Raw genomic sequence first — 16928 nt, 5'->3', positions numbered from 1 at the left:
CCTCGACACCATCCTTTGCAATATTCCTCAATAAGCCATGGACCAGTTCAGGCTGTAAGCGCGTCCGCGCCCCTGATAGTCGAACAGATATTCCGGACCGAAATTCGGCGAGTAGAACAGCGCGGCGCGTTGCCCCCACACGGTGGAATAGCGCTTGTCGAGCAGGTTCTCGACCCCCAGGCTGAATTTCCCGAAGCGGGTATTCTGGCCCAGCAGCAGATCCAGGGTGGTATAGCCGTCGATTTCCTGGTCCTGATCATCTTCGAGATCAATAACATGGTTGGCCTGTAGCCGCGCCGAACGCTCGAAATCCGACCAGCCGATGAAGGCGGTAGCGGTGGAGGTGGAAGCATAACGCACATCGCGCTTGTCCCAGTCGCCGTCGATCTTCTGTTCAGAGCGCACCAGGTGCAGGGTGCCACCGGCTTCGAAACCGTTGTCGAAATAGCGCGTCGCAGCACCTTCGAAACCGTAGTCGCGTTTCTTTTCGTCGATGACGGAGACGCTCAGGTCGTCGTTGTTTTCCACCGCCTTGTCCGACCAGGCATAGTAAATGGCAGCTTGGGTCGACCAATTGGCGCCGGCATAGCGCCAGCCCAGCTCCACCTGATCCGTTTCCACCGCGTCCAGCGGGTTTTCGCCGACGCTGATGTCAGGGCTCTTGCCATAATATTTGGCCGGATCGGGCAGTTCGAAGCCCTGGCTGTAACGCAGCCAGCTCTGATGATCGCCGAAGTCATACAGCGCGCTGGCATTGAATAGCGTTGCGTCGTAGTCATTGTCGCCGCCGGGAATCGCAACGCCCTGGCGCACGCCGGTGGTGGGGTCATAGTCGCGCTTGTTGAAATCATCGACCTCGACGTCGGTATGCTGCTGGCGTACCCCGGCGGAGAGCTTCAGGCGCTGCGTGGCCTGCCAGTCACCCTGCAGAAAGCCCGCCAGGGTATCGACGTCGTAGCTCGGGTAGCGTTCCTCGGTGCGGGATTCATTCTGCACCAGACCGCCGGTGGCGTCGGTAGTGGCCACATCGAAGAACATCTGGCTGGCATCGAAGGATTCACGGCTGTAATCCAGGCCATAGGTGAGGCCGATGCTGTCGCTCAGATCCGCATCGAACAACGCCTTGATGCCGCTCAGATCGGTATTCTGTTTGGAGGTGGCGAATTCGGTCGCGAAGCGCCGCTCGCTGGGCAGGGGGCGAGGGTAGGGGAAAGCATTGAAGCTTGCTTCCTCCTCGCGGTGATAAGCCTGCAGATAGAAGTTCTGGTTGAGCAGGTTCTCATGATGATACTGGGCGTTGACCAACTTGCGATCCGTCGCCGGATCGCGATCCGACTCATAGCCATCGCGAATCTCGGCGTCTTCGAGATTGCCCGCCGGCAGCGCATCGACGTTGGGAAAATAGAGTCCCCGGTCGCCCTCGTAGCCCGAGCGATAGATCTGGCCGGTAAGCTGCAGACTCTGCTCCTGGGTCAGGTTGACGTTCAGATTGCCCAGCACGTCGATGCCGCGATTGTCCTGCAGGTCGGTCTGGGTGATGTCCGGAAATATCTCGTTGCCATCACCGTCGTAGGCGCGGCCATTGTCTTCATAAGCCGTGCCCAGATAGCCCTGAACGCGCTCATTGCCGCCGCTGACGGATTGGGCGATGCGCTTGTCGAGATCGTCGCTGTCCTGAAAACCGGATTTGAGCCGGGCTTGTGTGCGCCAATTAGGCTTTTCCGACGGATCGCCTTTGCGAGTAATGATGTTGATGATGCCTCCGGTGGCGCCACCACCATAAAGACTGCTGGCGCCGGAAAGCACCTCGACGCGTTCGATGTTGAACGGATCGATGGAATCGAACTGTCGTGACAGGCCCCGGGAGCTGTTGAGCGAGACACCGTCGATCAATACCTGAGCGCTGCGCCCACGCAGATTCTGACCGAAGTTGGTGCGTCCCTGGGGCGCCAGATCGAACCCTGGCACCAACCGGCCCAGGGCGGTCTTGAGATCGACGCCGGTATCGAGCTGCTGATTCAGTTGCTCGTCATCGATGACCCACACCGCGCCAGGAATCTGGCTGATCTGACTGGGAGTGCGCGAACCGACGACGACCATGGTGTCCTGGGTGTCTTGAGAGCCCTCAGCGCCTTGATAGCCCTCAGCGCCTTGAGAGCCTTGAGCGTACAGGTTCATCGAGGCGGAGCTTGCCACCATGGCAAGGCCGACGGTCATGCGCGTTTTCATGCGGTTGTTCCTTGTAGCGGAGTTCGAGAGAAGAGAAAAATCGTTCGAGAAACGAAAGAGTATCAGGGCTAAACAAAATATCAATGATAATTGTTCGTATTCAATAGTTAGCCTGATGGTGAGCATTCCCATCGGTACGATTACAGCCGACGCAAGCCCCACAGGAAATAGGCGGCGCCCAATAGCGATGCCACCAGCCCGGCGGGAATTTCGTTAGGAAACAACCATTGGCGGCCCAACCAGTCGGCTAGAATCATCAGCAAGGCGCCCATCATCGCCGCACCCAGTAGATGCTCCCGGGCTCGAGTGAGACCGGCCAGGCGAGCCATGTGAGGCGCCAACAGACCCACGAAGCTCAATGGCCCGACGACCAGGGTGGCGCTGGCCGTGAGCAGTGCCACCAGCCCCAGCAGGGTCAGGCGCGAACGGAGCACGGCAACCCCCAGGGCGCTGGCGGTAGAGGCGCCTAGCGGCAATAGATCAAGCCAGCGCGCAAATGGACGCGCGACCCCGGCCAGCAGAATAGCTAAGCTGGCGACAACCAGCGCCGTAGGCAGATCGACGTAATAGGTCGAGCCGGCCATCCAGGCGATGATCTGCTGTCCGCGGGGATCGCCGCCCGCGAGCACGAAGCTGCGCACGGCCTCGAACAGTGAGGTGATTGCCACGCCGCTCAGCAACAGCCGTTCGGGCAGGAACCCACTGCGCTGATTGAGCGCGATCAGTATCCCTAGCGTGACGAGCGCTCCCAGCGTGCCGATACCGATCAGGGTCATCTGGCCGGCTCCCGGCATGAACAGGAGCGCGCCGATCAGGGCGATCGCGGTGCCGGCGCTGATGCCCAACACCTCTGGGCTGGCCATGGGGTTGCCGGTCATGCGTTGAATCAGGGTGCCGGCCACGGCCAGCATGATCCCTGCGCCCCCCGCTGCCAGCATGCGCGGTAGACGCCACTCGGTCATCGCGTCGTCCATGAAGGGCAACTGCCAGTGCCAGCCGTCGGCCCCTTGGCCGATACCCAGGGCAATGACTACGGCACTCACGAGTGCTAACGCTAACCCCGCGATCCAGGGGGCAGGGGCTGATCGACGCTGCCCAAGGCCGGTACTCTGTGCTGACGGCTGGCCCGTCTTCAATTTGAAGCGCGGAATCAACCAGAGCAAGAGTGGCGCGCCCAATGCCGCGGTGGTGGCGCCGGTGGGAATCAGCGTGGGCAAGGCTCCCGAGAGGCGTTGCAATAGCAGGTCCGTGGCGGCCAGCAGCAGGGCGCCCAGGAGGGTCGACCAGATCAAGCGCTGACCCAGACGCCGGGCACCCACCAGGCGCACGATGGCGGGGGCGGCGAGGCCGATGAAACCGATCACACCCACGACGCTGACCACACAGGCGGTGGCGAATACCGCCAGCGATAGACTAGCCAGGCGCAGATATTTGAGCGACACGCCCAGGCTATGCGCATTGGCATCGTCGAGTTCGAGTATCGCCAAGGGTTTGAGCAGCAGCAGGGCGAGCCCGAGACTTAGGGCTAGTCGCGGCCCCAGGAACATCACGCCGTCCCAATTGTTCTGGGCCAGCGAGCCAGCGCCCCAGATCATCAAGCCCTTGAGTTCTTCCTGATGAAACAGCAGTAGCAGCGTGCCGAGCGCGCCGAAATAGAGATTGATCACGAGTCCCGCGAGCACCACGACCATGGGCGCCAACCCGCGACGCCAGGCGAGCAGGAACACCAGCGCCATGGCCAGCCCGCCGCCGATCAGGGCCACCCACTCACGGCCGAAGGCCAGTAGTCCCGGGGCGATCAAGGTCGTCACCAGCAAGGCCAGATTGGCACCGCTGGCCACTCCCAGAGTGGTCGGTGCCGCGAGCGGGTTGCGCAGCACCTGCTGCATCAACACCCCGGCCAGCCCCAGCCCACCGCCGGCGAGCAGGGCAATGCTCAAGCGTGGCCACCAACTGTAATGCGTGACTATCTGATCGATATCGTCGAGCTGCGGCGCGAACAAGGCGCTCAATGCATTCGTGGGATCAAGCTTGGCTTCAAGCGCCAGCCAGGCGAGTCCCAGAATGAGGATGCCCAACACTCCACAGAGGCGGGGGGGCGTTAGCCGAGCGGTGGTATCAGGCATCGGCGGCGCGCTCGGTCCGTGTCAGCGCCTCGACCAACAGTGTGGCGAAGCGTCTCGCGGAGGGAAGGCCGCCGAAGCTCCATACCGGTGGCAGAGTGCTCACCCGTTGCTCACGAACGGCGCTCAGGTTTTGCCATAAGCCGTTTTCGTTCAATTGCGTCTCGACGCCTACCGGCAGTGGCTCGACCACCACCAAATGGGCGTCTAGATTCGCCAGAGCCTCGAGTCCGACCAACGAAAATCCATAGGCGTTGGTGGGTCTCTTCCAGGCATTGTCGAGTCCCAGATGTGCGAGTACGCCTTGATAGAGACTGCGGTCACCGAAGACGCGAACGTGACGGGCATCCATGAACTGCACCAGCAAAAGTGGCGGCAGGTTCTCGGGTAAGTGCCGCTTCGCCTTGGCCAGGTGCGCATTGGTCGTCTTTATGAGTCGTTCGGCGGCCTCGGGGCGATCGACCAATTCACCCAACTCGCGGGTGGCAGCGAGCATGCCGGACCAGGGATCGTCGCCGGAGGCGTAGATGCCAAGCGTGGTCACCGGGGCGATACGCGACAGTCGCGATTCGAGTGCGGCAAATAGCGGCGTGATCAGGATGTGTGCCGGATCGAGACTGGCCAGCAGCTCCAGGTTGGGTTGAGCGCGCAGACCGAGATCCATCACCGATGGCGGTAGAGCCGGGGTGCCGACCCAGTCACGATAGGCATCGATCTGTGCCACGCCCTGGGGCACGACGTCCAGGGCCAGCAGGGTCTCTGCAACCGTCCAGTCGAGGGTGACGATACGAGAATCCGCCGCCTGAGCGGGAAAAATGGTCGCCAGAGATAACAATGTGGTTCCGATCACTCTCCGAAACCCAGCGAAGGGTCTGTACCGGGCGAGGACAAAGGCGGGGCGCGCCGGAAACGTTCTGAAATGCATCGGTGATAGCGATCCGCAGGATGGAAAATCAGTGAAGCACGGCAATGGGAGACTCGCCGGCTGGGTGGGGCATCACGCGCATGGGAATGCCGTAGATGGCTTCCAGGGTGGTGTCGCACATCATCTCGCCGGGTGTGCCCTGGGCCAACAGGCGACCGCTATGCAGGGCAATCAGCCGGTCGCAATAGCGTGCGGCCATGTTGATGTCATGCAGCACGATGACCACGCCCAGCTTCAGTTCGCGGCACAGCTTACGCACCAGGGCCAGCACTTCGACCTGATGGGCGATATCCAACGCCGACAATGGCTCATCGAGCAACAGGTAGCGGCTGCCTTGGGCCAGCAGCATTGCCAGCCACACGCGCTGACGCTCGCCGCCGGAGAGGGTGTCGACCAGCCGCTCGGCAAAGTCCTGGGTCTGGGTCAGGGCAATGGCGCGTTCGACCTGCCGATGATCCTCGCGACCGAACCGACCCAACAGACCGTGCCAGGGGTAGCGGCCGAAGCCGATCAACTCTCGGGCGGTGAGGTTGTCGGCGCTGGGCAGGTGCTGGGCCAGATAAGCTACCTGGCGAGCAAACTCGCGGCTGCCCCAGACCGCCAAAGGGCGATCGTCGAGACGAATTTCGCCCCGACTGGCTGGCTGTTGCCGGGCAAGCAGCTTCAAGAGTGTCGATTTGCCGGAGCCATTGTGACCGATCAGGCCATATACCTGGCCTTCGGCAAAAGCCAGCTCGGTCGGTTGCAGTAGACATTTGTCGCCGACCGTGACGCTGGCGGCATCGACCTTGAACATGGGGTGGAACTCTTTGCTGGGTACAGGCTATGGGTTCGATAATAAGGGATGATAAATCAAATGCGAATTGTTATCAAAAATAACTAGATTATCGTAGCCTGAACTCCAGGCGCTGCTGGGCACGCCGCAGCTCGCCGGTCGATTCGAATCGCCATTGCGCTACCGCTCGCCGAGCGGCCCTTTCGAAAACGTTGCGGGGCCGGGCGTCTGTCACCTTGATCGAGGAGCGATCCACGCTACCATCCGGGCGGATCAGAAAGGTCATCACGACATGGCCTTCCAGGTTGCGCCGCTGAGCCCGGGCCGGGTATTCCGGGGGCACTTGACTGATCGGTGACGCCTGACCGACGTCCTTAGGCGCCGAATCCGCATTGCCGCCACCAGATGTCTGGGGCTGATTGGCGTCCGGCGCCATGCCGGAGAAGCTCCCGGCGCTCGCGTCCTGAGACGGCTGTGGCGCTGGTTCAGGCGCTGACTGAGGCTCAGGTTCAGGAGCCGGCCGGGGCTCGGGTTCCGGCGCTGGCTGAGGTTCTGTTTCAGGCTTTGATGACTCCTGCTCAGGAACTGCCATATTGCTATCGGCTTCCGGTGCCGATACAGGCGCGGCTTCGGGCGCCGATACAGGCTTCGAAAGCTGCGGCGGTATCTGGGCAGGTGGGGTTGGCAGTGGCGCTGACGACGATTCTGTTGCAGCACTGGCATTCGATGCCGGCATGGGCGCCTGGGGAGCATCGACCATGCTCAGAGGCATGGTTTCCTGCTTCATTTCGATAGGCGCTTCTGGCGGTGCCACCAACAGCGACAGCAGCCAGAACAGCACCAGGGCCAGGGCTGCTCCGCCCAGGGCCGATAAGGGCGCCCTGATCATGAGCCTCTGCGCGTCGCGGCCACCGCCACGTCCTCGACGCCTGCCTCGCGTAAACGGTCCATCACTTCCACCAGCAGCCCCGTGGTCGAAGCCCGATCCGCCTGGATCACCACGCTGCCTTGGTCGCTGACCAGTGCCGCCACCTCGGTGCCGACCCGGTGGGCATCCACCGGCTGGCCGTCGACCCAGACGGCACCCTCGGAGGTCAGCGCCACCATCACCTGGGCATCCGGTTGCGGACTGGCGTCGCTCGATTCGGGGCGTTCGATCTCCACGCCACTCTCCTTGATGAAGCTGGTGGTGACGATGAAGAAGATGAGCATGATGAAGACGACATCCAGCATGGGGGTCAGATTGATCTCGCTGGCCTCGCCGTTATTGGCCTGCAGGCGGCGTCTACGCATGAGGGGTCTCCGCGGCGCGGGCCAGGCGGTCATGCAGCCGCTGGTCTTCGCGCCGGATGATGAATTCCAGTCGGGTAGTGAAAAGCAGCCCCATGACCGCCACGGCCATGCCGGCCAGCGTCGGAAGCGTTGCCCGAGCGACGCCATCGGCCATCGCCCGCGCCTGGCTAGTATCCTGGGCGGCCAGCCCATCGAAGACGGCGATCATGCCGGTCACGGTACCCAGCAGGCCCAGAAGTGGGCATAGCATGACCAGCAGCTTGAGCCAGGGCAGGGGGCGACGCAGCCGCGCAATCAGGTCGCGTGTCCATATCTCGCGCAAGGTCAAGGCACTCCAACTGACATGATCCTGCCGGGCCCTCCACCGATTCACCAAGGCGCGCCGTTCACGACGCCAAGTGAAGCGAAAATACCACCAGCGCTCCAGGCCCAGGGAGAACAGCAGGATTGCCACGCCGAGAATGGCCACCAGCACCGTACCCCCCGCTTCGATCAGTCGAGTGAAGGATTCGAGTGGCGCGGTGAAAACCTCAAGCCAAGGGTGAGGCATGCTCAACCCCATGACGATTGTCGACGGCCATCGGCTGGGCTTCGAGATGTTCTGCCAGCACGGCACTTGCCTGACCTTCCAGCACGCCAATGAGTCGACGGCTGCGACTCGTGAGAGCGGTATGGGCGAACAATAGCGGTACCGCAGTAATCAGGCCCAGCACCGTCGTCACCAGCGCCTGGCTGATGCCGCCGGCCATCAGTTGCGGATCGCCGGTACCGAACACGGTGATGGCTTGAAAGGTGACGATCATGCCGGTCACGGTGCCCAAAAGCCCGAGTAGCGGCGCAATGGCGGCCAGTAGCTTGACCAGGGCCTGGCCCCGCTCGAGTCGCGGTTGTTCGGCGAGCAGCGCTTCGTCGAGACGCGCCTCCAGGGCTTCCGAGGCAAGCCCCTGGCGCACGGCCTGGAATTTGGCGAGTATGCGACCCAAGGGGTTGTCATGGCGTAACCGATCCAGGTGCTTGAGCTGGCGCCGCAAGCGAGCGGTGACACTCAGCAAATAGCCATACTGGATCAGGGCCACCAGCAGGCCGAGGGCACCCAGCGCCACCACCACATAGCCTACCGCGCCGCCCTGATGAAAGCGTTCGAGCAAGGACGGATGCTGGGCCAGGGCGTCGAGGACCTTCCCGCGGGTTGGATCGAGCAGCAGACCCTCGCCCTCTTCGCTGGCGAAGGCCTTGAGATTCTCCTGCGCAGCGGTTGGAGTGTGCTCGATAACCGCCGGGGGCATATCGCCTTTTCCCTGGCGAAGCCAATGATTGTTGCTGAACGCAGCCATGTCACCCAGACGCACGACTTCCTGATCTGTCACCTGGCCCTCGGCATCGGCCACCGGAGTCGTGAGATGCTCAATGCGCCCGGATTCCCTGGTCAGCGCCATGAGCGCATCGGCCACCTTTTCGAGACGTTGCGGGGTCAATGGCGCCTCTGGGGAGCCTCTGGCAGGAAGTGCGAGCTCGCCCAGGGTCAGCCAGCTGTCCGCCAGTTCATCCCGCAGTTCGCCGACATGGCGGTCGAGAACTGCTGCCACGGCCTGTACATCAACGCCATCCTGATCATTGTCGCCGAGCGCATCGCGCTTTGCTGCAAGCTCATCCAGGCGCTTACGCTGTTCGGTTTGTCGGGCTTCCAGCGCGTCGCGACGTTCATTCTCCGTGGTCTGACGTTCCCGAGCGGTTTTCAATGCCTCTTGCAAGGCCTCGCGATCGTCGACCAGCGCGGCCAGGCGCGCCGTATCCTGGGCCTCGGTAGCTTCTCGCTGAGCGCTCAAGGAGGTTTCGGGGGCGTTTTGTTGAGCCCCGGCGAACGATGGCGCGAGCAGTAACAGTACGATGCAGCGGCGAAGCATGCTTCTTCGTTGGATCATGTGTCTGCCTCTTGATCGCTGGCGTTGCGCACGGAGCGAGAAACAGGCAGGTCGAGTAGTTCCGGGGCGCGCTGGTCCCGGGCGATGCGCAGGCCGTTATGCACTTCCCGGCGGGCATCCTCGCCCAAGGGTTGCCATTCACCTTTCCCGGAGCGCCATACGCCTCCCGTACGACCATCCGGGGTCAGGTAATACAACCCGACCCGACCCAGGCGCAGGAAGTCGACTTCGCGCTGTTCATCGAGCATGCCTCGCCAAACATCCAGCTCGCGGCCATAGCTCAGTTCGGTGCGCCAGGCGGAGAGCACCCTGTCCAGGCGTTCGGCATCATCGAGTTCGGGATTGACCAGCATCTGCTCGAGGTTGGCGACCCGTGCCTGGCGTTCCTGGCGCAGGAACGGCATGTCGTGGTTGACCCAGCTATCCAGACGCTGCACCAGCGTGCGCAGCAGCGGGGGAAGCGATTCGTCGATCACCTTGGCTGATGCCAGAGCCTTAGAACGTTGCTCCAGGATGTCAGCCTGATGGGTCACCATCTGTTCGAGCTCGTCGTTGTAGGCTGATAGTCGGCGCGTGTTACCTTCCAGGCGGCGTAACTCGGTCAGCAGCTTGCGCGTTTCGTCGTCTGCGGCATCGATCTTGGCCTGCTGCGCTGCCGGGCTAAGTTGGGTCTGATTGGAAGCATCGCGTGATTCTTCCTGGGCCTGGGTGACGCCAGCCAACAGCAACCAGATCGCGAAACCGAGCGGACCTCGCAAGCGAGTCGTTTTCACGCTGAATCTCCCGTCGCGTTGTGGGTAGGAAGCGGGTCACACCATGCCACCAATGCAAACAATTATCAATGGCGTCATGGGCCCGTATCATTGTCGCGCTGCAGTGAGGTTCTTGATGACATGAAACGAATGCTCGATTGTGATGCGCATGCTGTTCTTGGCCATTCTCAATGCCAGCAGCAGCGTTTTCCTGGGGCTGTCTTGCATTTTCTTGGAGGTACCGCATTTGGCAACTACAAAGCACCGGGAGACCGGGGTATCCTTGTCTTCGTCAAGGTGCTTCCAGATGCCGGGTATCCCCGCATCGCCGTATACTCGCTTATCTTCGTCCCGAACAAGATGGCGGTCATGGTGACAACTGTAACGTTGGCCGAGGTGGCAGTGATGCTATGGTTCAGTCCGGTAACCGGATCGACTCGCGAGACGACTTGGAGATGACACTCAAACGTTACAACTGGCTGTACAATCACCATATCCACCAGAAGGCCTTGCATCATCGGACACCGATCGAGGCTATGAAGCAGTGGCAGCAAGAACGCCCTGAACTATTTTGGAAGCGCGTAATTAATTACGTGGAACCCGAGAGATCGTTGCTAACTGACCGACTCTCAGCCCAGCGGACTGCGAACCCCAGCGAAGCCTTGCCCTAGGACGTGGGTATAGATTTGGGTGGTTCGCAGGTCTGCGTGGCCGAGCAGATCCTGGACCGTGCGGATATCGTTACCGTGTTTTAGCAGTTCCGTGGCGAAAGAGTGCCGGAAGGTGTGACAGCCTGCGGGCTTGCCGATACTCGTTGCTTTTACAGCATTACGCACAGCTCGCTGCACCGACGTAATATGGCGGTGATGGCGGGCGACATTACCGAGATTATCGGTACTCAACGAAGGTGAGGAGAAGAGCCATTGCCATTCCAGGGAGTGGCCAGCGTTGGGGTATTTTCGCGATAGCGCATGGGGCAGACTGACAGGGTGTTGATACTCGGGATCTTCTTGTTTCCAAGCGTTGTAGATGCTATCGGTATGATCCTGTAATGCACTAATGAGTGTTCCCGGCATCAGCGTTGTGCGGTCTTTGGCGCCTTTGCCATCGCGAACGGTCACTATTTGCTGGCTAAAATCCAAGTCTTTAATGCGAAGCCTGCACGCCTCTGTCACCCGAAGCCCCGAACCGTACATGAGTGAAGCGATCAAGTGATCGGGGTGGCGTAGCTCACTGATGATGCGCATAGCCTCGTCGTGAGTGAGCACCACCGGTAGTCTCCGTGGCTTTTTTGAGCGGACAACTTCGCCGATTTCCCCGAGAGGTATGTCGAGTACCTTGTTGTACAAAAACACTAGCGCATTCAGCGCCTGGGCCTGAGTAGCCGCCGCGACATTCCGGTGAACAGCTAGCCACGTCAGAAACTCGTTAACCTCTCGTGGTCCCATATAGCGTGGGTGTTTCATTTGCTGGAAGCGGATAAAATAGCGAATCCAGTACCAGTAGGTTTTTTCCGTGCGGATGCTGTAATGATTGACGCGAATGACAGCACGAACCTGATCGCGTAACCGAAGCGGCTTCCCATGCATGGACTAGACCCCATAAAACTATATTTTTATACAGTATTATTATGTAAGCAAATCACAGAAGTCAAATGATTACGCGGCAGCCAGCAGAGTGGTCGGCTAAGCTATTGTTTTATAATATCTTAGGTAGGCGTTCTTGGGAATCAGAAACCGTAATCATGAAGCGGTCAGATTTCCGCAATATCGAAGCTGTCTGCCTAATTGCTGTTATGCACCTATGGGAGGCAAGCATGGAAAAGTGTACAAACGAAAGCTGCAAGAAGGATTTCTACGTCTCTAAGATTGGGGGCGGTGTTCCTGGTGGCAAGGAGAGAGAGCCAGTTATCTGTCCATATTGCGGTACGACTGTAAGAACTGAAATGACCTCCGCTACGTTCTCAACCCGCCGAATCGAAGACGTCAAAAAGTAAGAGGATCTGTTCATGAGCGACGAACACAAAAAGAAAATAGGTATCCCAGACGCACACGACCTTGTTCAAACAGATACCAAATGGGAGCAGCGCAAGGGGAGGGATACCGATTACTACTTCTATGATGAGGTAGATGCTGACGGTAACGTGGTCGGCAAGTATGAAGTATCGGAATCGATGTCAATCTATCCGCCTTTTGGCACTACCGTGAGCTGGAAGAAGTTGTCGTAAATGCATAACCAATCGCTCAAGTTCGTTCCCGGCCTGACGGCCGTCCACCGGACGTCCCTGACGGGCCGCCGCTTAGCTTTGCGTTAAATGTCATCAAGGACTGGGAATGGTGCTCAGCAACATAGAGCAAGAAGAAACATGGCTGCAAGGCTGGGATGTTCTTGACGACCTTATAGAGAGAAATCCCGGTGGTTATCTTCTGCTCCCAGACTACAAAGAGGTATCCCTCGGTGAAGCAAGAGATTGGATCCAAGCTGCTGCTTATGAAAACAATAAAACGGTATTCGACACAGAGTATTATAAGGGTAAAAAATCAATATTAATAAACAAGGTGCCAGCGTAGTGGCCGCATCATTTAACAAGGCGGTCAACCGGACACCAAAAGCTTACTGCTTTTGGTTCCCTTCGCTGCGCTCCGGTGCCGGTTACCTTCAGCGTTCGGCCGCACATGTCTTGCAGGAGAGTTAGTATGGATCGATATACAGGCGGGTGCCTTTGCGGCAACGTTCGTATCGTGGCGTTGGGGCACCCATACCGAGTCGGCCTGTGTCACTGTCTAGACTGTCGCAAGCACCATGGTGCCCTTTTTCACGCTTCGGCGATATTCCCATTAAACGCCGTGACGATCGGGGGCGAAACACGTGACTATGCTGGTAGGTACTTCTGTCCCCACTGTGGCTCGTCGGTATTCGGACGCTCTGGCGACGAAATTGAAGTGAATCTAGGTTCTCTGGATGCGCCCAACCAAATGCAGCCAACCTACGAACTTTGGACGGTCCGTCGCGAGTCTTGGTTGCCCTCATTCGCGCTCACGAGACGATACGAACGAGATCGCGACGCAACCAATCGCCAGGAGGAATAGGCAGATGCAGCCGAACAAGTCAATCCAGCGGACGCGGTACCCGCGCCGCTGATTTCGAGCGTAACCCTTTTCGACACCAATCTTGCAAAACTCCGTCAATGACGTATATTGGTTGTCATGCTTACCATTATCGAAACCCCTACATTTGAAGCGGACGCCAGAAAAATCTGGACTGAGGAAGAGCGAAGCGCTTTCTTTGCTTGGCTGGCAGCCAGTCCAGAAATTGGCGACCCCATCTCAGGTAGCGGAGGGTGTAGAAAGGTTCGTTGGTCGGTAGCGGGTTCAGGGAAGCGTGGTGGGGTGCGAGTTATTTACTTCACCAAGCTGGCAAATGGTGAGATCTGGTTGTTGGTGATCTACAAAAAGGCCGTCAGGGGCAACATACCCGCGCATATCCTGAAGTCGATTCGTGAGGTATTGGAAAATGAGTAACGAGATTCTGAGTGCTGAGGAGCTTGGCAACAAGCTACTCCAGTCCGTCAAAGAAATGAAAGCGGGTAAAGCCGCACGAACCAGTCGTGTAGAACCTAATGAGGTGGCGGAAGCACGGGGTAAAACTGGTCTGACCCAGATCGAGTTTGCTGAGGTATTGCATATTTCTGCGCGTACTTTGCAGGAATGGGAGCAAGGTCGACGTAAACCCTCTGGGCCAGCAAAAGCGCTCATCGAGATTGCTTCCCGCCATCCCGAGGTCATCCGGGAAGACCTCGAACTCCGGGGTTAACAAGCGGCTGTTGTCGGACGCGCCTGCGCTGCGCTCCGGCACGCCGCAAAGCCGAGCGTTAGGTGGCCAAATTCACTGTGCCACTACATATCGGGAACAGCATATTCAGGACGACCGCGTCAGTAATATCGGTCGAGTGCTTTCTGCATTTCCCAACAAGAAAAAAGACCGTAATTTCTTCGCCTGACGTCGAGCCGATTTGCCTGGTTGATAGGCTCCACTGCCAGGAGAAGTCTAAACAACATCCGTATGAAAAAGCGCGACCCCAAGGGTCACGCTTTCCATTTCATATCGGCCGATCGCTACCGCGATGACAATCAGGCCTGACGGCTGCGCTGCGGACGCCGACGTCGTGCCGACTTGTTCTCGCTATTGCGGTTTTCACCGCGACTTGGATTGTTAGCGTTGCGAGTCTTCGCGCCGTTATTTCCACCGTTGCCGCGATTATTGTTGCGCCCGCCGCGACGACCATTCTCGATGAGTTCGGGCTTGGCGTTGGGGTCGGGTTCGAAGCCGGGCTCGACATGCTTGGGCAGATCCCGCTTGAGCAGGCGTTCGATACCTTTCAAGAGTCCGTGCTCATCGACGCAGACCAGCGAGACCGCCTGGCCTTCGCTGCCGGCACGGCCGGTGCGACCGATGCGGTGGACATAGTCTTCCGCCACGTTGGGCAGTTCGAAATTCACTACATGCGGCAATTCGCTGATATCCAGACCCCGGGCGGCGATATCCGTCGCGACCAGCACCTGCAGGCTGCCCTCCTTGAAGGCTGCCAAGGCGCGAGTGCGAGCCGACTGACTCTTGTTGCCGTGGATCGCCATGGAGGGAATGTCCTGCTTGCCGAGCTGTTCCGCGAGACGGTTGGCGCCGTGCTTGGTGCGGGTGAACACCAGTACCTGGTACCACTGATGCTGCTTGATCAGATGCGCCAACAGATCACGCTTCTTCTCGCGGTCGACACGATAGATGGCTTGATCGATGCTTTCGGCGGCAGTGTTGCGCCGGGCAACCTCGATGAAGGTAGGGCTGTCCAGCAGGCCGTTGGCCAACTGCTGGATCTCATCGGAAAAGGTCGCCGAGAACAGCAGATTCTGGCGTTTGGCGGGCAGCAGACGCAGCAGCTTCTTGATGTCGTGGATGAAGCCCATGTCGAGCATGCGATCGGCTTCGTCAAGCACCAGGGTCTCGATCTTGGAGAGATCCACATGGCGCTGCTGATGCAGATCGAGCAGTCGCCCGGGAGTGGCGACGAGGATATCGAGCCCGGGGCGAATGGCATCCACCTGGGGCTGCTGACCCACACCGCCAAAGATCACATGGGAGCGTAGCTTCAAGTGACGGCCGTAATCGGCGACGTTCTCGCCGACCTGGGCGGCCAGTTCTCGGGTGGGGGTCAATACCAGGGCGCGAATCTGACGCGGCTGCGGGCGAGGCCCGTCCGCCAGGCGCTGAAGCAGCGGCAGGGTGAAACCGGCGGTCTTGCCGGTGCCGGTCTGGGCACTGGCCAGCAAATCACCGCCCTTGAGTACGGCGGGAATGGCCTTGAGCTGGATCGGGGTAGGGGTGGTATAGCCTTGTTCTTCGACCGCACGTAACAGTTCGGCGCGCAGGCCGAGTTCGGAAAAGCTCATATAATCTCCGGGTCAAACGCACCTGCCGCTCACCAGTCAAAAGGCGTGCGTCCCGGGCCAATGCGTAAAAGGTAAGTAAAGCAGGATGATCGCGCGGCGAAGGGACGAAAGAGCCGCGCGATGCACGATAACAGAAAACATGAGTAAGTGCATCCGACTGGCGGATGAGCACGAGGCTACCGCATGCCCTGAACCGTTCGCATTTAAGAGGCAAGCAGTGCACGTAATGCAAATTGACAGTGCACCCTATGCCAAACACTTATCGCACATACTGCCTATTGTTTGTATGTGCCGGCGCTTTCTCTGGTCGGATGAAAAATAAAAATTAATGGTAGTTCCTCATGAGAGCGCATTTATCAAGCAATGTTTAGTGAGTTTTTCTATGTGACTATATGAAAGTTGAACAATAACAACGGAGCACAAAATGAAAGACAATAATCAAAATGAGGTGTCAGACCTCGATTTTTCCGAACGCCCTGTGCCAGCAGAAGGGCGAATGCCACGAGTTAACCTGATGATGGCCTGGTGGGCCGTCTGTAGCGCGATATTCTATATGGTGGTTGCCGCCGCCATGGCGCGTGCCTACGGCACTGTCAATGCCTTGGTAGGCATTGCCTTAACTGTTGTTGCCTATGGCATTATTAACGGTATTGTCAGTCGCTACTCCATGAAAACGGGATTGACCGTTGCACTTTTCTCCAAGGTGCTGTTTGGCCATGTCGGCGCCATTGTCGCCACGCTGATATTCTTCGCGACCGCACTTTATTATGCCGTTTTTGAAGGCTATGTAATGGCTCTGGTCCTATCGGAGTGGAGTGGCAACCTGTCCATGGCGATGGCTACGGCCATAGTGGTGATCTTTGGCGTCGCATTGATCTTTGGCAGTGTGCAGCATTGGCTGGACAAGTTTAACGGCGTGCTTCTGCCGGTGTATGTGATCGGGATGCTGATCGCGGTGGGGATGGCGGTTGCCGAGTTTGGCTACCCTTCGGGCTGGTTGACGCGTGTGCCTGAAGGTGGTGCGTCACCCTGGGGCTGGTTACATACCTTTGCCTACTATATGGGGGTTTGGGTATTGATGATGTTTACCTTCGACTACGCCCGGTTTGGCCGTGAAAGGGATGCCACCTTTCATGCCCGCATCACCTTCGGCATACCGTTCTATGTCATGACCTTTCTGTTCAGCGCTGTCGTAGGCATCTTGTTGGATTCCATGATCCCGACCGATGGTCTGTCGGAAGCTTCCATCGTGCTAGGGTTGCTTGAATTGATGGGGGTGGGGGGCCTGCTGTTGGTTTGGGTGACCCAAAGCCGTATCAACACGGCCAATTTCTATCTTGCCACCATGGAGTTCCCCCAATAAAATGGACACGCTCCATCAGCTAATCTCTTCGAACTCTAACGGAGTCCGATAGCCCAGGCCACTGTGCAGCCGTTGGCTGTTATAAAAGCCCTCAATATAGTC

General features: G+C 58.9%; 18 protein-coding genes and 2 pseudogenes. 7 read left to right on the top strand and 13 right to left on the bottom strand.

Going from position 1 to position 16928, the window contains the following annotated elements:
- Window positions 1-27 precede the first annotated feature (27 nt).
- The 10 genes and pseudogenes from ACPF7Z_RS17060 to ACPF7Z_RS17015 all read right to left on the bottom strand — a co-directional run.
- Window positions 28-2229, bottom strand: coding sequence for a TonB-dependent receptor (locus tag ACPF7Z_RS17060; protein ID WP_425194458.1), 2202 nt, complete (start codon window positions 2227-2229; stop codon window positions 28-30).
- Between the two features lie 140 nt (window positions 2230-2369).
- Window positions 2370-4355 carry a Fe(3+)-hydroxamate ABC transporter permease FhuB gene (gene fhuB, locus ACPF7Z_RS17055; RefSeq protein ID WP_425194457.1) on the bottom strand — a complete coding sequence of 662 codons (1986 nt, stop codon included), beginning with the start codon at window positions 4353-4355 and terminating at the stop codon, window positions 2370-2372.
- Window positions 4348-5202, bottom strand: a complete 855-nt coding sequence (locus ACPF7Z_RS17050) for an ABC transporter substrate-binding protein (protein ID WP_425194456.1) — start codon at window positions 5200-5202, stop codon at window positions 4348-4350. Before ACPF7Z_RS17050 ends, fhuB begins: the two co-directional genes overlap by 8 nt.
- Before the next feature lie 103 nt (window positions 5203-5305).
- Window positions 5306-6073 carry an ATP-binding cassette domain-containing protein gene (locus ACPF7Z_RS17045; RefSeq protein ID WP_425194455.1) on the bottom strand — a complete coding sequence of 256 codons (768 nt, stop codon included), beginning with the start codon at window positions 6071-6073 and terminating at the stop codon, window positions 5306-5308.
- Between the two features lie 88 nt (window positions 6074-6161).
- On the bottom strand, window positions 6162-6941 hold the full coding sequence (locus ACPF7Z_RS17040; protein WP_425194454.1) for a TonB family protein: 780 nt from the start codon (window positions 6939-6941) through the stop codon (window positions 6162-6164).
- Window positions 6938-7345, bottom strand: a complete 408-nt coding sequence (locus ACPF7Z_RS17035; RefSeq protein ID WP_425194453.1) for an ExbD/TolR family protein — start codon at window positions 7343-7345, stop codon at window positions 6938-6940. The genes ACPF7Z_RS17040 and ACPF7Z_RS17035 overlap by 4 nt, the downstream gene beginning before the upstream one ends.
- Window positions 7338-7895: a MotA/TolQ/ExbB proton channel family protein gene (locus tag ACPF7Z_RS17030; RefSeq protein ID WP_425194452.1), complete on the bottom strand. Its 558-nt coding sequence runs from the start codon at window positions 7893-7895 to the stop codon at window positions 7338-7340. Before ACPF7Z_RS17030 ends, ACPF7Z_RS17035 begins: the two co-directional genes overlap by 8 nt.
- On the bottom strand, window positions 7876-9267 hold the full coding sequence (locus ACPF7Z_RS17025; protein ID WP_425194451.1) for a MotA/TolQ/ExbB proton channel family protein: 1392 nt from the start codon (window positions 9265-9267) through the stop codon (window positions 7876-7878). The genes ACPF7Z_RS17030 and ACPF7Z_RS17025 overlap by 20 nt, the downstream gene beginning before the upstream one ends.
- Complete coding sequence (locus ACPF7Z_RS17020; protein ID WP_425194450.1) at window positions 9264-10040, bottom strand: DUF3450 domain-containing protein; 777 nt, start codon at window positions 10038-10040, stop codon at window positions 9264-9266. The genes ACPF7Z_RS17025 and ACPF7Z_RS17020 overlap by 4 nt, the downstream gene beginning before the upstream one ends.
- 90 nt (window positions 10041-10130) lie before the next feature.
- Window positions 10131-10456, bottom strand: a pseudogene (locus tag ACPF7Z_RS17015) (IS5/IS1182 family transposase); the annotation flags it as partial.
- A gap of 6 nt (window positions 10457-10462) precedes the next feature.
- Here ACPF7Z_RS17015 and ACPF7Z_RS17010 point away from each other — a divergent pair.
- A pseudogene (locus tag ACPF7Z_RS17010) lies at window positions 10463-10690 on the top strand (hypothetical protein); the annotation flags it as partial.
- Here ACPF7Z_RS17010 and ACPF7Z_RS17005 read toward each other — a convergent pair.
- Window positions 10649-11608, bottom strand: coding sequence for an integron integrase (locus tag ACPF7Z_RS17005; protein ID WP_425194449.1), 960 nt, complete (start codon window positions 11606-11608; stop codon window positions 10649-10651). The pseudogene ACPF7Z_RS17010 and the gene ACPF7Z_RS17005 sit on opposite strands and share 42 nt — an antisense overlap.
- 419 nt (window positions 11609-12027) lie before the next feature.
- Between ACPF7Z_RS17005 and ACPF7Z_RS17000 the strand changes: the two genes are divergently transcribed.
- The 5 genes from ACPF7Z_RS17000 to ACPF7Z_RS16980 all read left to right on the top strand — a co-directional run bounded on the left by ACPF7Z_RS17000 (window position 12028) and on the right by ACPF7Z_RS16980 (window position 13832).
- A complete protein-coding gene (locus ACPF7Z_RS17000) occupies window positions 12028-12246 on the top strand; it encodes a hypothetical protein (protein ID WP_425194448.1) in 219 nt (72 codons plus the stop codon).
- A gap of 106 nt (window positions 12247-12352) precedes the next feature.
- Window positions 12353-12589 (top strand): hypothetical protein, encoded by a 237-nt coding sequence (locus tag ACPF7Z_RS16995; RefSeq protein WP_425194447.1) that lies wholly within the window; start codon window positions 12353-12355, stop codon window positions 12587-12589.
- 105 nt (window positions 12590-12694) lie between these two features.
- A complete protein-coding gene (locus tag ACPF7Z_RS16990) occupies window positions 12695-13108 on the top strand; it encodes a GFA family protein (RefSeq protein WP_425194490.1) in 414 nt (137 codons plus the stop codon).
- Window positions 13109-13225: 117 nt separating this feature from the next.
- Window positions 13226-13540, top strand: a complete 315-nt coding sequence (locus ACPF7Z_RS16985) for a transcriptional regulator (RefSeq protein ID WP_425194446.1) — start codon at window positions 13226-13228, stop codon at window positions 13538-13540.
- On the top strand, window positions 13533-13832 hold the full coding sequence (locus ACPF7Z_RS16980) for a helix-turn-helix domain-containing protein (protein ID WP_425194445.1): 300 nt from the start codon (window positions 13533-13535) through the stop codon (window positions 13830-13832). Before ACPF7Z_RS16985 ends, ACPF7Z_RS16980 begins: the two co-directional genes overlap by 8 nt.
- Window positions 13833-14149: 317 nt before the next feature.
- Here ACPF7Z_RS16980 and ACPF7Z_RS16975 read toward each other — a convergent pair whose 3' ends face one another.
- Window positions 14150-15463, bottom strand: a complete 1314-nt coding sequence (locus tag ACPF7Z_RS16975) for a DEAD/DEAH box helicase (RefSeq protein ID WP_425194444.1) — start codon at window positions 15461-15463, stop codon at window positions 14150-14152.
- 424 nt (window positions 15464-15887) lie between these two features.
- On the opposite strand from ACPF7Z_RS16975, the gene ACPF7Z_RS16970 reads away from it, so the two are divergent.
- Window positions 15888-16826 carry a hypothetical protein gene (locus ACPF7Z_RS16970; RefSeq protein ID WP_425194443.1) on the top strand — a complete coding sequence of 313 codons (939 nt, stop codon included), beginning with the start codon at window positions 15888-15890 and terminating at the stop codon, window positions 16824-16826.
- A 15-nt stretch (window positions 16827-16841) separates the two neighbouring features.
- On the opposite strand, the gene ACPF7Z_RS16965 is transcribed toward ACPF7Z_RS16970, so the two are convergent.
- Window positions 16842-16922 (bottom strand): hypothetical protein, encoded by an 81-nt coding sequence (locus ACPF7Z_RS16965; RefSeq protein ID WP_425193029.1) that lies wholly within the window; start codon window positions 16920-16922, stop codon window positions 16842-16844.
- Between the last annotated feature and the right edge of the window lie 6 nt (window positions 16923-16928).

It is taken from the genome of Halomonas sp. GXIMD04776, from assembly GCF_049808615.1.
Taxonomy (GTDB): Bacteria; Pseudomonadota; Gammaproteobacteria; order Pseudomonadales; family Halomonadaceae; genus Modicisalibacter.
Note: the sequence above shows the minus strand (reverse complement) of the source record. Positions and strands in the feature narration are given on the sequence as shown.

Bases quoted from the DNA above. Each gene is read 5' to 3' on its own strand.
- ACPF7Z_RS16975 (WP_425194444.1), bottom strand. From the start codon at position 15,463: ATGAGCTTTTCCGAACTCGGCCTGCGCGCCGAACTGTTACGTGCGGTC.
- ACPF7Z_RS16970 (WP_425194443.1), top strand. From the start codon at position 15,888: ATGAAAGACAATAATCAAAATGAGGTGTCAGACCTCGATTTTTCCGAA.
- ACPF7Z_RS17045 (WP_425194455.1), bottom strand. From the start codon at position 6,073: ATGTTCAAGGTCGATGCCGCCAGCGTCACGGTCGGCGACAAATGTCTA.
- ACPF7Z_RS16985 (WP_425194446.1), top strand. From the start codon at position 13,226: ATGCTTACCATTATCGAAACCCCTACATTTGAAGCGGACGCCAGAAAA.
- ACPF7Z_RS17040 (WP_425194454.1), bottom strand. From the start codon at position 6,941: ATGATCAGGGCGCCCTTATCGGCCCTGGGCGGAGCAGCCCTGGCCCTG.
- ACPF7Z_RS17030 (WP_425194452.1), bottom strand. From the start codon at position 7,895: ATGCCTCACCCTTGGCTTGAGGTTTTCACCGCGCCACTCGAATCCTTC.
- fhuB (WP_425194457.1), bottom strand. From the start codon at position 4,355: ATGCCTGATACCACCGCTCGGCTAACGCCCCCCCGCCTCTGTGGAGTG.
- ACPF7Z_RS17060 (WP_425194458.1), bottom strand. From the start codon at position 2,229: ATGAAAACGCGCATGACCGTCGGCCTTGCCATGGTGGCAAGCTCCGCC.
- ACPF7Z_RS17000 (WP_425194448.1), top strand. From the start codon at position 12,028: ATGAGCGACGAACACAAAAAGAAAATAGGTATCCCAGACGCACACGAC.
- ACPF7Z_RS16995 (WP_425194447.1), top strand. From the start codon at position 12,353: ATGGTGCTCAGCAACATAGAGCAAGAAGAAACATGGCTGCAAGGCTGG.
- ACPF7Z_RS17025 (WP_425194451.1), bottom strand. From the start codon at position 9,267: ATGATCCAACGAAGAAGCATGCTTCGCCGCTGCATCGTACTGTTACTG.
- ACPF7Z_RS17035 (WP_425194453.1), bottom strand. From the start codon at position 7,345: ATGCGTAGACGCCGCCTGCAGGCCAATAACGGCGAGGCCAGCGAGATC.
- ACPF7Z_RS17005 (WP_425194449.1), bottom strand. From the start codon at position 11,608: ATGCATGGGAAGCCGCTTCGGTTACGCGATCAGGTTCGTGCTGTCATT.
- ACPF7Z_RS16990 (WP_425194490.1), top strand. From the start codon at position 12,695: ATGTCTTGCAGGAGAGTTAGTATGGATCGATATACAGGCGGGTGCCTT.
- ACPF7Z_RS16980 (WP_425194445.1), top strand. From the start codon at position 13,533: ATGAGTAACGAGATTCTGAGTGCTGAGGAGCTTGGCAACAAGCTACTC.